Genomic DNA, 13,142 nt, shown 5'->3' on the forward strand with positions numbered 1-13,142 from the left:
GATCGAAATCATTTAAGTGTTACAGTAAATTATTTTTTTGTTCGAGCAGAAGACGTCATACGAGTTTCATGAGCGTCTCGTGGGCTCGGAGATGTGTATAAGAAACAGCCCGCGACCTGCTGACGGACCTCGGCCTCAAGGAACTCCCATGAGCCCCACCCCTCTCCTCGTCCTGGACGTCGTCGGCCTCACCCCACGTCTCCTCGACCACATGCCGCACCTCAAAGCCCTGGGCACATCCGGCTCGCAGGCCACCCTCGGCACCGTCCTGCCCGCCGTGACCTGCGCGGCCCAGTCCACCTTCCTCACCGGCACCACCCCCGCCGAACACGGCATCGTCGGCAACGGCTGGTACTTCCGCGAGCTCGGCGACGTACTCCTGTGGCGCCAGCACAACGGCCTCGTCGCCGGCGACAAGCTCTGGGACGCCGCCCGCCGCGCGCACCCCGGCTACACCGTCGCCAACATCTGCTGGTGGTACGCCATGGGCGCCGACACAGACATCACCATCACCCCCCGTCCCGTCTACTACGCCGACGGCCGCAAGGAACCCGACTGCTACACCCGCCCCCCGGCCCTGCACGACGAACTCACGGAGAAACTCGGCACGTTCCCCCTCTTCCACTTCTGGGGTCCCGGCGCGGACATCGTCTCCAGCCGCTGGATCGTGGACGCGACCCGCCACGTCATCGACACCCGCCACCCCGACCTGGCCCTCGCCTACCTCCCTCACCTCGACTACGACCTGCAGCGCTTCGGCCCCGACGACCCCCGCTCCCACCAGGCCGCCGCCGATCTGGACGCGACCATCGCCCCCCTCCTCGACGACGCCAAGGCCGAAGGCCGCACCGTCGTCGCGCTGTCCGAGTACGGCATCACCCGCGTCGACCGCCCCGTCGACATCAACCGCGCCCTGCGCCGCGCGGGCCTGCTCGAAGTGCACACCCAGGACGGCATGGAGTACCTCGACCCGATGGCATCGCGCGCTTTCGCCGTCGCCGACCACCAGATCGCCCACATCTACGTCCGCAGGCCCGAAGACCTCGAAGCCACCCGCGAGGCACTCGCCGGCCTGCCCGGTGTCGAGCAACTCCTGGACGACGAGGGCAAGAAGGTCAACCACCTGGACCACCCGCGCTCCGGCGAGCTCGTCGCCGTCGCGGAGCCGGACGCCTGGTTCACGTACTACTACTGGCTCGACGACGCCCGCGCGCCCGACTTCGCGCAGCTCGTCGAGATCCACCGCAAACCCGGCTACGACCCCGTCGAGCTGTTCATGGACCCTCAGGACCCCTACGTCCGTGTGAAGGCCGCGGGCGCCCTGGCCCGCAAGAAGCTCGGCATGCGCTACCGCATGGCGGTCGTGCCCCTTGACCCGTCACCTATTCGCGGCAGCCATGGCCGCCTCCCCACGAGCGAGGACCTCGATTCAGGACCGCTCATTCTGTGCTCCACCCCCCGCGCCGTAAACGGCCGCGTCGCGGCCACCGATGTGAAATCGCTGCTGCTGGACCTCGCAGGACTGCACTGAGCCGTGCCCCGCGCCGCCGAGTTCAGCTTGATCTCCACTGAACCAGACGGCTCGGTCCGTGCCATCAGGGTCCGACCCTGATCGTCCCCTGAGCCGCTATTCGAACCCATCCCTGACTCGATCCCGGGAGAACCTCATGAGCCGCAAGCACACCCCCGCCGACCCCGAACTCGCCCACAGACTCAGCAGACGCGGCATGCTCGGCGTGGCCGCGGGCGCCACCGCCGCGGCCCTGATCGGCACCGCCGCCACCACCACGCCCGCCACCGCGGCGGAGCAGGGCCGCGGCCGGCCCGTCCTGCCCCCCGGCCGCCTCGGCATCCAGCTCTACAGCCTGCGCGACAAGGTCTCCACCGTCGGATTCGCCCCCGTCTTCGCCGAGTTGGAGAAGTACGGATACGACGAGGTCGAGTTCGCCGGATACACCCAGGGCGCGGCAGGCGCCATCACCCTGGCCCAGCTGAAGCAGCTGGCACGCGATCACGGCCTGCACCCCATCGGCAGCCACGTCGGCTACTACGACGACAACAACCCGGGCGCGTACACCTTCGCGCAGAACCTCACCAAGGTCCTCGACGACGCCGAGGCGCTGGGCCTCAAGCACATCGGGACCGCCTCGGGACCCTTCCGCTACGGCTCGACCGTCGACGGGTGGAAGCGTGCCGCCGAGGACTTCAACACGTACGGAGAAGCGGCCCGCAAGCGCGGCATGAAGTTCTACCAGCACAACCACGCCGAGGAGTTCTCCTTCGCCACCGACAAGCCGAACGTGCGCCTCTACGACGTACTGCTCGCCGAGACCGACCCCGACTTCGTCTATCTGGAGATGGACATCTACTGGGCGTTCGCGGCCCAGTTCCGCTTCGGCAAGCGGCCGGACGGCACGCCGGCGCCCTTCGAGCCGCTCGACTACGTCCTCAAGCAACCGCACCGCTACCCGCTGTTCCACGTCAAGGACGGCATACGGGACGAGACCGCCCGCGACGGCTACCGCATGGTGGACGTCGGGGACGGCGACATCGACTACAAGAAGTTCCTCTCCAAGGTGACCGCGCGGAGCCATGACGGCCGCCGCTACCACCACTGGCAGACCGAGCACGACAACCCGGTCGAGTCCTACGCCTTCGCCCGCAAGTCCAGCGAGCACCTGCACTCGCTGCGCTGCGGCGACTGACCCCGGACACGACGGCGGCCGGCCCGTGCACCAGGTGCACGGGCCGGCCGCTGAGCCGTGCGACGCGTATTCGACCGTCGCCACGCGTCCCGGGGCTAGACCGTCGCCACGCGCGCGTGCTCGGGCTGTCGCAGCAACAGCGAGAGCCCCGCAGCGATCAGGGAGACCACACCGGCCGTCGTATAGGCGCCGATGTATCCCCACGAGGCCACGACCATCGCGCCCAGCCCGCCGCCGAAGAGACCGCTGACCAGCTTGGCGCTGTAGACCATGCCGTAGTTGGAGGCGTTGTTGTTCTCTCCGAAGTAGTCCGGCACGAGGGCCGCGAACAGCGGATAGAAGGCGCCGCCCGCGAAGCCGGAAAGGAACGCGAAGACCAGGAACAGCGGCTGGTTGCGCAGCTCGCCCGCCCACAACACCCCGAACTGCGCCACCGCGAGCACCAGGCAGACGTAGGTCAGGGTGGGCTGCCGTCCGAGCCGGTCCGAGAGCCAGCCCACGACGCCCCGCCCCGTGCCGTTGATCACCGACATCACGCCCATGGACGACGCGGCGATGAGTGGACCGAAGCCCATCTCCTTCGCGAACGGCACCTGGAAGGAGATCCCGAAGATCGAGACGCCCGCGCAGCACAGCATGCAGACCCACATCAGTGGGACGACGCCGGTCCGCAGGGCCTCTCCAGGAGTGAACTGCCGTACCGCGGGCGGGTTCTTGGCCAGCGCGAGCGCCGTACGCGCGTCGCCGTCCCGCCGCAGCGGGTCGACGTCCGAGGGCCACCAGTTCTTCGGCGGGTCCTTGAAGAAGAGCCCCGCCACCAGGGTCACGGCCAGTACGTAGAAGCCGACCAGGTCGAGGACGGTCCGGTAGTTCGACGTGTCGAAGCCGTAGGAGAACAGGAAGATGAACGGCACGGCTCCGTAGGCGAATCCGCCGTTGACGAAGCCCGTCTTGCCGCCGCGCCGCTCCGGATACCACTTGCCGACCATGTTCACGCAGGTCGAGTAGATCAACCCGGAGCCGACGCCGCCCAGGAGGCCGAAGCCCGCCATCGCCGTCGCCACGTTCGGTGCGTGGCTCAGGCTGACGAAGCCGAGGAGGGAGAGGACCGAACCGGTCAGCATCGCCGCCCTGCTGGTCAGGATGCCCTTCTCGCGCAGTTTCCCGGCTGGGAAGGAGACGGCCGCCTGGAAGAAGATCCAGACGCTGAGCACCCAGAAGGTGTTCGACGAGGTCCAGTGGTGGGCCGCGGAGAGGGTGTCCTCCGCTGCCCCGTAGGCGTACTCGAAGACGCTGATGGCGAGCATGGCCACCCAGGGGAGCACCACCATCGTCCAGCGGGGGCGGCCGAGGATCTCCCGGTCGCTCTCGCCGACGCGGTACACGCGCCCGCGTTCGTCCGTGACTTCTTGGTACGACGCGTCAGTGCTGCCCGTGCTGCCCGGCGCGTTCTTCGCGGCGATGGGCTCCGCCGTCATATCAGGCCATCTCCTCACCGAGAGGTTGCGGATTGGGATCGATCTTCTTGGACCGGGGCCTGCCCGGCTGGGACAGGAAGAGCGCGATGAAGCCGGCGAACAGGGAGATGGAGCCGGCAAGGGTGAACGCCCCCGCGTGCCCCCAGTTGCTCACCACCAGGGAGCCCATGCCGGAGCCGAGGAGCCCGGAGACCAGCTTGGAGCTGTAGACGAGGCCGTAGTTGGAGGCGTTGTTGTTCTCTCCGAAGTAGTCCGCCGTCATGGCCGCGAACATCGGGAAGATGGCGCCTCCGCCGAATCCGGAGATGCTCGAGAAGATCAGGAACAAAGGGAGGCTCTTGATGTCGGCGGCCCACAAGATGCCGTACTGCGACAGGCCGAGGACGATGCAGACGAAGATCAGGCAGCGCTTGCGTCCGTAGCGGTCCGAGAGCCAGCCGATGACTCCTCGGCCGGTGCCGTTCACGATGGCCTTCAGGGACATGGCCGTGGCGACGATCCCGCCGGCGAATCCGGCCTCTTCGCCGATGTCCACCTGGAACGCGATGCCGAAGATGTTCACGCCCGATGTGCAGAGCAGACAGAACCACATCAGCGCGACGCGGCCGGTCTGCCAGGCCTCCTTGGGCGTGTACTGCCGCACGGCGGGCGGGTTCATCTTCATGGCGCGGCGGGCCCGTGGGTCGTCCGGCGGGCGTAGCGGGTCCACGTCCGCGGGCCACCAGTTCTTCGGCGGGTCCTGGAAGAAGTAGCCCGCCACGGCGACCATCGCCGCCAGGAAGAGGCCGACGGACACCAGCACCCAGCGGAAGTTCGTCAGGTCCATGTAGCCGGTGAAGATGAAGACGAACGGCACCGAGCCGTAGGCGAATCCGCCGTTGACGAAGCCGGTCTTGCCTCCCTTGCGCTCCGGATACCACTTGCCGACCATGTTCACGCAGGTCGCGTACACCATGCCGGCGCCCATACCGCTGAACATGCCGAAGCCGATGTAGGCCACGACCACGTGCGGCGCGAACGCCAGGGACAGATAGCCGAGCAGTGTGCCGAGCGCGCCGAACATCATCGCCCAGCGGGCCGGCAGCTTCCCGCTCTCGCGGAGTTTGCCCGCCGGGAAGGCCACCGCGGCCTGGAAGAAGACCCAGACGCCCAGCATCCAGAAGATGTGCAGACTGCTCCAGGAATGCGCGGTGTGCAGGGTGTCCTCGGCTGAGGCGAACGCGTATTCGGCCGAGCTGATGCCCATCATGCCCACCCACGGCAGGATGACCATCCACTTGCGTTTGCGGCCCATGATGTCGACGTCGGTCTCGCCGAGCCGGTACATGCGGCCGTTGGCGTCCGTCACCTCCCGGTAGGGGACGGGTGTCTGGATATCGGTTGTTGTCATGTCGCCTTAGCACCCCTTGCGTCGAAAAGATCCTGGCCAGCGCCCCCTGTCCAATTCCTTTCGTGCGCGCGCGGGTTCCGGGGCGGCCGGCGCGCGCCGCCGGCCGCCCTCCACTCACGCCCTCATCGACCACCTCCGAGCAGCCCGGCGGCCCGCGCCCAGCGGTACTTCGCACCGAGCGCGGCCACCGGCTTCTCGGTCGTGTACGGGTACGCCACGACGCCCCGCTCGAAGAGGTACTGGCAGGCCTCCTCCACCTCGACATCGCCCGCCAGAGACGCCACGACGGGTTTCTCGATGCCGCGCTCGCGGAACTCCGCGACCACCCGGGCCGTCAGCTCGGCGAAGACCATGGGAGGCGTGACGATGGTGTGCCAGTAGCCGAGGACGAGCGCGTGGATGCGCGGGTCCTCGAGACCGAGCCTGATCGTCGCCTCGTACGTCGACGGGGGCTCGCCGCCGGTGATGTCCACGGGGTTGCCGGCCGCCCCGAAGGGCGGGATGAACGCCTTGAAGGCCGCGTCCAGGTCATCCGGGATCTCCATCAGTCGCAGGTCGTTGTCGGTCACCGCGTCGGAGAGCAGCACACCCGAGCCGCCCGCACCCGTGATGATCACGATGTTGTCGCCCTGCGGGGTGGGAAGCACCGGCAACGCGCGCGCGTACTCCAGCATTTCGTTGAGACCGGGGGCGCGGATGACGCCCGCCTGCCTGAGGATGTCGTCGTACACGGCGTCGTCGCCCGCGAGTGCTCCCGTGTGCGATCCGGCGGCCTTCGCCCCGGCGGCCGTGCGGCCGGCCTTCAGGACCACCACCGGCTTCTTGGGAACGGTCGCCCGTGCGGCCTCCACGAAGGCGCGGCCGTCCTTGAGGTCCTCCAGGTGCATGGCGATGCACTGGGTGTTGGGGTCCTCGCCGAACCAGGTGAGCAGGTCGTCCTCGTCCAGGTCCGACTTGTTGCCGAGCCCGACGATCGCCGAAACGCCTGTCTTCGTAGTGCGCGCGAAGCCGAGAATCGCCATCCCGATGCCGCCCGACTGGCTCGTCAGGGCGACGCCGCCCTTGACGTCGTAGGGCGTGCAGAACGTGGCGCACAGGTCCTGCCACGTCGAGTAGTAGCCGTAGATGTTCGGGCCGAGCAGCCGCACGCCGTGCCGCTCGCCGATCGCCACGATCTCTTCCTGGAGGGCGTGTTCGCCGGTCTCGGCGAACCCGGAGGGGATCAGGACCGCGTTGGGGATGCCCTTGCGGCCCACCTCCTCCAAGGCTGCCGCCACGAACTTGGCGGGGATCGCGAAGACCGCCACATCCACCTCACCGGGAACGTCCGTGACACTCTTGTACGCCTTGCGGCCCAAGATGTCATCGGCCTTGGGGTTCACCGGATGGATCTCTCCGGAGAAGCCGCCGTCGATGAGGTTGCGCATCACCGAATTGCCGATCTTGCCCTGCTCGTTGGAGGCGCCGATCACGGCGACCGAGCGCGGCTGCATCAGCCGCCGCATCGACGTGAGCATCTGCGCGCGCGTGTAGGTGCGCCGCGCCTTTGGCACCCCCTCGGAGAGGATGACGCGGATGTCCGCGGCGATCGCGCTCTCCGGGGTGGCGATCACCGGGTTGAGGTCCACCTCGGCGATCTCCGGGAAGTCGGCGACCAGTTGGGAGACCCGGCAGATCTGCTCGGCGAGCGCCCACCGGTCCACGGCGGGCGCGCCCCGCACGCCGCGCAGGATCTCGGCGGCCCTGATCGAGTCGAGCATCGAGGCCGCCTCGTCCGCGTCGACCGGAGCGAGGCGGAACGTGACGTCCTTGAGGACCTCGACCAGTACGCCGCCGAGTCCGAAGGCCACGACCTTCCCGAACGTCGGATCGGTCACCGCCCCGACGATCACTTCCTGGCCGGAGGGCAGCAGTTCCTGCACCTGTACGCCCTCGATGCGTGCCTGCGGGGCGTACGCACGCGCGTTCTCGACGATCTCGCAGAAGGCGGCCCGCACGTCGGCGGCGCCCTCCACGCCGACGACGACGGCGCCCGCGTCGGTCTTGTGCAGGATGTCGGGGGAGACGATCTTCATGACGACGGGACCTTCGAAGCGGGCCGCGTGCGCCACCGCCTCGTCCACGTCCGTCGCCAGCTCCTCGCCCGGAACGGCGATCCCGTACGCGTCCGCGAGGATCTTGCCCTCCGGCGCCGTCAGCGACGTACGGCCCTCGGCGCGCACCGAGTCGAGCAGCGCCCGCACCGCCAGTGCGCGGTCTTGGGCCATCAAGTCTTCGGCCATCAATCAGATCACTCCGTTCGACTTGAGCAGGCGCAGTTCCTCGTCGCCGAGGCCGAGTTCCCCGACGAACACCTCCGCGTTGTGCTCGCCGAGAAGCGGCGAACTGACCACGTCCACGGGGGAGTCGGACAGCTTCAGCGGGGAGCCGACGGTGGTGAACGAGCCCCGCTGCGGATGCGCGACCTCGACGACCATCTCGTTCGCGGCCAGTGAGGCGTCCTCGATGATCTCCTTGGTGGAGAGGATCGGGCCGCACGGGATGTTGTGGGCGTTGAGCCGCTCCAGGACCTCCCACTTGGGGAGCGTCGACGACCACTCCTCGATCAGCTGGAACATCTTGCCGAGCTTGGGAAGCCGTGCCTCCGGAGAGGCCCACTCGGGGTCGTCCGCGAGTTCCGGACGTCCTATGAGCTCGGTGAGCGGCTGCCAGCCGACGGGCTGCACGATCACGTACACGTAGTCGTTGGGGCCTCCCGGCGCGCACTTGACGGCCCACCCGGGCTGCCCGCCGCCGCTCGCGTTGCCGGAGCGCGGCACCTCGTCCCCGAAGTCCTCGTTCGGGTACTCGGCGAGCGGCCCGTGCGCCAGACGCTGCTGATCGCGCAGCTTCACCCGGCACAGGTTGAGCACGGCGTGCTGCATGGCCACGTTCACGCGTTGCCCGCGACCGGTGTTCTCCCTCTGGAAGAGGGCGGCGAGAATGCCGGCGACGGCATGGATGCCGGTCCCGGAGTCACCGATCTGGGCGCCCGTGGCGAGCGGCGGCCCGTCCTCGAAGCCGGTGGTCGACATGGAGCCGCCCATGGCCTGGGCGACCACTTCGTAGGCCTTGAAGTTGGTGTAGGGGCCGTCTCCGAAGCCCTTGATCGAGGCGTAGACGATGCGCGGGTTGATCTCCTGGATGCGCTCCCATGTGAAGCCCATCCGGTCCACGGCGCCAGGCCCGAAGTTCTCGACCATCACGTCGGAGCGCCGGATCAGCTCCGTCAGGAGCTCCTTGCCGCGCTCGGTCTTGGTGTTGAGGGTGATGCTCCGCTTGTTGCAGTTGAGCATCGTGAAGTATAGCGAGTCGACGTCCGGGAGATCGCGCAACTGCTTGCGCGTGATGTCCCCGGAGGGCGCCTCCAGCTTCACCACGTCCGCGCCGAGCCAGGCGAGCAACTGCGTCGCGGAGGGCCCGGACTGGACATGCGTCATGTCGAGGACGCGTACGCCCTCAAGAGCCTTGGTCGTCATCGCGCGGGCTCCTCACTTGTACATGGTCTGGTTCATGGTTCCGGGGGCGTACACGTCCGGATCGACCCATACGTTGATCAGCGAGGGCTTGCCGGACTCGCGCGCCCGCCGCAGCGCGGGGCCGATGTCGGCCGGGTCGCGGACCTCTTCGCCGTAACCGCCCAGCATCTGGGCGAACTTGTCGTAGTGGACGTCTCCGAGGGTGTTGCCGATCCGCTCGCGCTCCTGGCCGTACTTGGCCTTCTGGCCGTAGCGGATCTGGTTCATCGAGGAGTTGTTGCCGACGATGCCGACGAAGGGCAGGTTGTAGCGGACGAGCGTCTCGAAGTCCCACCCGGTCAGCGAGAAGGCGCCGTCTCCGAAGAGGGCGACCACTTCCTTGTCGGGCCGCGCCTGCTTGGCCGCGAGCACGAAGGGGATGCCGACGCCGAGCGTGCCGAGCGGTCCGGGGTCCATCCAGTGGCCCGGCGACTTGGGCTGTACGACCTGCCCGGAGAAGGTGACGATGTCGCCGCCGTCGCCGATGTAGATCGAGTCTTCGGTAAGGAAGTCGTTGATCTCACTGACGAGGCGGTACGGGTGGATGGGCGAGGCGTCGGAGCGGAGGTTCGGCAGCCGCTTCTCGATCGCCGTCTGTTCGGCGGCCCGCAGCTCGTCGATCCACTCCTTGCGCTTGGACGCGCCTCCGTTGACGCGGCCGGACGCGGCCTCCGTGACCGACTTCAGGATCAGTCCGGCGTCGCCCACGATGCCGAGGTCGATGTCCCTGTTCTTGCCGACGGTGCGGTAGTCGAGGTCGATCTGTACGACGGTCGCGTCCGGCGAGAGCCGCTTGCCGTAGCCCATGCGGAAGTCGAAGGGCGTTCCCACGATGACGATGAGGTCGGCGTTGGAGAAGGCGTACCGCCGCGAGAGCTGGAAGTGGTGCGGGTCGCCGGGCGGCAGCGTGCCGCGCCCCGCGCCGTTCATGTAGGCGGGCACATTCAGGGTGCGTACGAGCTCGATGGCCGACTCCGTGCCGCGGGTCGTCCACACCTGGCTGCCGAGCAGGATCGCGGGCTTCTCGGCGTGCACGAGCAGGTCGGCGAGCTTCTCGACGGCTTCGGGGTCGCCGGCCGATCGGGTCGACGCGCGGTACTGCCCGGCCTGCGGGACCCGGGCCTTGTCCACCGGCACCTTGGCGTCGAGCACATCGCGCGGTATCTCCAGGAAGGACGGTCCCGGAGCGCCGTGGTAGCACTCGCGGAACGCCATGGACACCATGTCGGCGGCGCGCGCCGTGTCCGGCACGGTCGCGGCGAACTTGGTGATCGGCGTCATCATGTCGACGTGCGGAAGGTCCTGGAGGGACCCCATCTTGTGCTGGGTGTGTGCCCCTTGGCCGCCGATCAGCAGCATCGGGGACTCCGCACGGAAGGCGTTCGCGACGCCCGTGACGGCGTCCGTCGTGCCCGGTCCGGCGGTCACCACGGCACATCCTGGTTTGCCCGTGAGGCGTGCGTACCCGTCGGCCGCGTGGGCGGCGACCTGTTCGTGGCGTACGTCGACGACGTCGATGCCCTCGTCGACGCAGCCGTCGTAGATGTCGATGATGTGGCCGCCGCAGAGGGTGTAGATGACCTCCACACCCTCTGCTTTGAGTGCCTTGGCGACCAGGTGCCCACCGGAGATCTGGGGGGCCTGGTTGGTGTCGCTGCTGCCGTCGGGCATGGCGAAGTCCTGTCCCTTCGTAGGGAAGTTGGAGCGCTCACAGGCTGCTCGTAGGTGCTCTCGCGGTAGATTGCATACAGTCGACGAATACTGTATGAAGCTTGTTATCTCGCATCCGGTGGGTGGTGTCCAGGGGGCGTGCGGCACTTTTAGGTCAGGAGCCGGAATGGACCTGTTCGAGCACCAGGCAAGGGAACTCTTCGAGGAATACGGCATCTTGGTGCCGCAAGCAGAGGTCGCCGACACGGCGAAGGAGGCACGCGCGGGAGCCGAACGACTGGGTGGCCGCGTCGTCGTCAAGGCCCAGGTGAAGACCGGAGGACGAGGCAAGGCGGGTGGCGTCAAAGTCGCCGCCGACCCGGCCGCCGCCGAGATCACGGCACGCCAGATTCTCGGCATGGACATCAAGGGCCACACCGTGCACAAGGTGATGGTGGCCCAACCCGTCCAGATCGACAGCGAGTTCTACGTCTCGTACGTACTGGACCGCGCCGCGGGCCGCTTCCTCGCCATCGCGTCGGCCGAGGGCGGCATGGAGATCGAGGAGGTGGCCGCCGGCAGGCCGGAGGCCGTCGCGCGCGTGGAGATCGACCCGGCACAAGGCGTGGACGAGGCGAAGGCGGCCGACATCGCCGCCGCGGCCGGACTCCCCGCCGCGGCAGCCGGCGTACTCGTGAAGCTGTGGCAGGTACTCATCCGTGAGGACGCGCTCCTCGTAGAGGTGAACCCCCTCGTGCGCACCGCCCAAGGGGAGATCGTCGCCCTCGACGGCAAGGTCACCCTGGACGACAACGCACGCTTCCGCCAGGCACGCTGGGGGACGGACGACTCCGTACACGACGACCCCTTGGAGTCGGCGGCCGCGGCCAAGGGCCTCAACTACGTGAAGCTCGACGGCGAGGTCGGCATCATCGGCAACGGCGCGGGCCTGGTCATGTCCACCCTCGATGTGGTCGCGGGCTGTGGCGCGCGCCCCGCGAACTTCCTGGACATCGGAGGCGGCGCCTCCGCCCAGATCATGGCCGACGGACTTTCCGTCATCCTGTCCGACCCCGCGGTCAAGTCCGTCTTCGTCAATGTCTTCGGCGGCATCACGGCGTGCGACGCGGTCGCCGACGGCATCGTCCAGGCACTGGAATCGGTGCAGTTGACCAAGCCGCTCGTGGTGCGCCTCGACGGCAACAGCGCCGCACGCGGCCGCGCCATTCTCGACGAGCGCGCCCACCCCCTGGTCCAGCAGGCCACCACCATGGACGGCGCCGCACGCCGCGCCGCCGACCTCGCAACCCGAGCCGACGCAGCCTGAGGAGACGGGACATGGCGATCTACCTCACCAAGGAGAGCAAGGTCCTCGTCCAGGGCATGACCGGCGCCGAGGGCATGAAGCACACCCGGCGCATGCTCGCCGCCGGCACGGACGTCGTGGGCGGCGTTAACCCCCGCAAGGCAGGCCGCACCGTCGACTTCGACGACCGCGCGGTCCCCGTCTTCGGCTCCGTCCGCGACGGCATCGAGGCCACCGGCGCCGACGTCACCGTCGTCTTCGTGCCGCCCGCCTTCTCCAAGGCCGCGGTCACCGAGGCCGCCGACGCCGGCATCGGCCTCGCCGTCGTCATCACCGAAGGCATCCCCGTACACGACTCGGTCGCCTTCCACGCGTACGCGAAGGAGCGCGGCACCCGCGTCATCGGCCCCAACTGCCCCGGCCTCATCACCCCGGGGCAGGCCAACGCGGGCATCATCCCCGCCGACATCACCAAACCCGGACGCGTCGGCCTGGTGTCGAAATCCGGCACACTCACCTACCAACTCATGTACGAGCTGCGCGACATCGGCTTCTCGACCTGCGTGGGCATCGGCGGTGACCCCGTCGTCGGCACCACGCACATCGACTGCCTCGCCGCCTTCCAAGACGATCCCGACACCGAACTGATCGTCCTCATCGGCGAGATCGGCGGCGACGCCGAGGAACGCGCGGCCGCCTACATCCGGCGCGCCGTCACCAAACCCGTCGTCGCCTACATCGCCGGCTTCACCGCCCCCGAAGGCAAGACCATGGGGCACGCGGGAGCGATCGTCTCGGGCTCTTCGGGCACCGCGAAGGCGAAACAGGAGGCACTCGAGGCCGCCGGTGTACGGGTCGGTGCCACGCCGACGGAGACCGCCCGCCTCGTTCTCGACCGACTCGGGGCGTGACGTCACTCATAGGTGACCGGCCCTCACTGCACTACCGTCCCCCAACAAACACAACAGGACCGCCAACTGAGCGGCCTCGTACGAGCCATGCACCCCCCCGCCCCGACTTGTGCACCGTGAGCGGAGAACCCGAATGGCACCCACC

General features: G+C 68.3%; 9 protein-coding genes. 4 read left to right on the top strand and 5 right to left on the bottom strand.

Annotated features, from left to right (window positions below):
* Positions 1–148: 148 nt before the first annotated feature.
* Positions 149–1,531: a nucleotide pyrophosphatase/phosphodiesterase family protein gene (locus E2651_RS33400; RefSeq protein WP_135334998.1), complete on the top strand. Its 1,383-nt coding sequence runs from the start codon at positions 149–151 to the stop codon at positions 1,529–1,531.
* A gap of 136 nt (positions 1,532–1,667) precedes the next feature.
* Positions 1,668–2,705 carry a sugar phosphate isomerase/epimerase gene (locus E2651_RS33405; protein ID WP_135334999.1) on the top strand — a complete coding sequence of 346 codons (1,038 nt, stop codon included), beginning with the start codon at positions 1,668–1,670 and terminating at the stop codon, positions 2,703–2,705.
* Positions 2,706–2,800: 95 nt separating this feature from the next.
* On the opposite strand, the gene E2651_RS33410 is transcribed toward E2651_RS33405, so the two are convergent.
* The 5 genes from E2651_RS33410 to E2651_RS33430 form a co-directional block, all read right to left on the bottom strand.
* Positions 2,801–4,183 (bottom strand): OFA family MFS transporter, encoded by a 1,383-nt coding sequence (locus E2651_RS33410; protein ID WP_135335000.1) that lies wholly within the window; start codon positions 4,181–4,183, stop codon positions 2,801–2,803.
* A gap of 1 nt (position 4,184) precedes the next feature.
* Positions 4,185–5,573, bottom strand: coding sequence for an OFA family MFS transporter (locus E2651_RS33415; protein ID WP_135335001.1), 1,389 nt, complete (start codon positions 5,571–5,573; stop codon positions 4,185–4,187).
* Between the two features lie 122 nt (positions 5,574–5,695).
* Complete coding sequence (locus tag E2651_RS33420) at positions 5,696–7,840, bottom strand: acetate--CoA ligase family protein (protein ID WP_135335006.1); 2,145 nt, start codon at positions 7,838–7,840, stop codon at positions 5,696–5,698.
* An 18-nt stretch (positions 7,841–7,858) separates the two neighbouring features.
* Positions 7,859–9,091 carry a formyl-CoA transferase gene (gene frc / locus E2651_RS33425; RefSeq protein WP_135335002.1) on the bottom strand — a complete coding sequence of 411 codons (1,233 nt, stop codon included), beginning with the start codon at positions 9,089–9,091 and terminating at the stop codon, positions 7,859–7,861.
* A gap of 12 nt (positions 9,092–9,103) precedes the next feature.
* Positions 9,104–10,801, bottom strand: coding sequence for a thiamine pyrophosphate-binding protein (locus E2651_RS33430; RefSeq protein ID WP_135335003.1), 1,698 nt, complete (start codon positions 10,799–10,801; stop codon positions 9,104–9,106).
* A gap of 166 nt (positions 10,802–10,967) precedes the next feature.
* Here E2651_RS33430 and sucC point away from each other — a divergent pair, with 166 nt between their 5' ends.
* Both sucC and sucD read left to right on the top strand, forming a co-directional pair.
* The gene (sucC, locus tag E2651_RS33435) at positions 10,968–12,107 is read left to right on the top strand and encodes an ADP-forming succinate--CoA ligase subunit beta (RefSeq protein ID WP_135335004.1); all 1,140 of its coding nucleotides are present in this window, start codon (positions 10,968–10,970) and stop codon (positions 12,105–12,107) included.
* An 11-nt stretch (positions 12,108–12,118) separates the two neighbouring features.
* Positions 12,119–12,997 (top strand): succinate--CoA ligase subunit alpha, encoded by an 879-nt coding sequence (gene sucD / locus E2651_RS33440; RefSeq protein WP_135335005.1) that lies wholly within the window; start codon positions 12,119–12,121, stop codon positions 12,995–12,997.
* Positions 12,998–13,142 lie beyond the last annotated feature (145 nt).

The sequence above is a fragment of the Streptomyces sp. MZ04 genome (genome assembly GCF_004684775.1).
Lineage (GTDB): Bacteria > Actinomycetota > Actinomycetes > Streptomycetales > Streptomycetaceae > Streptomyces.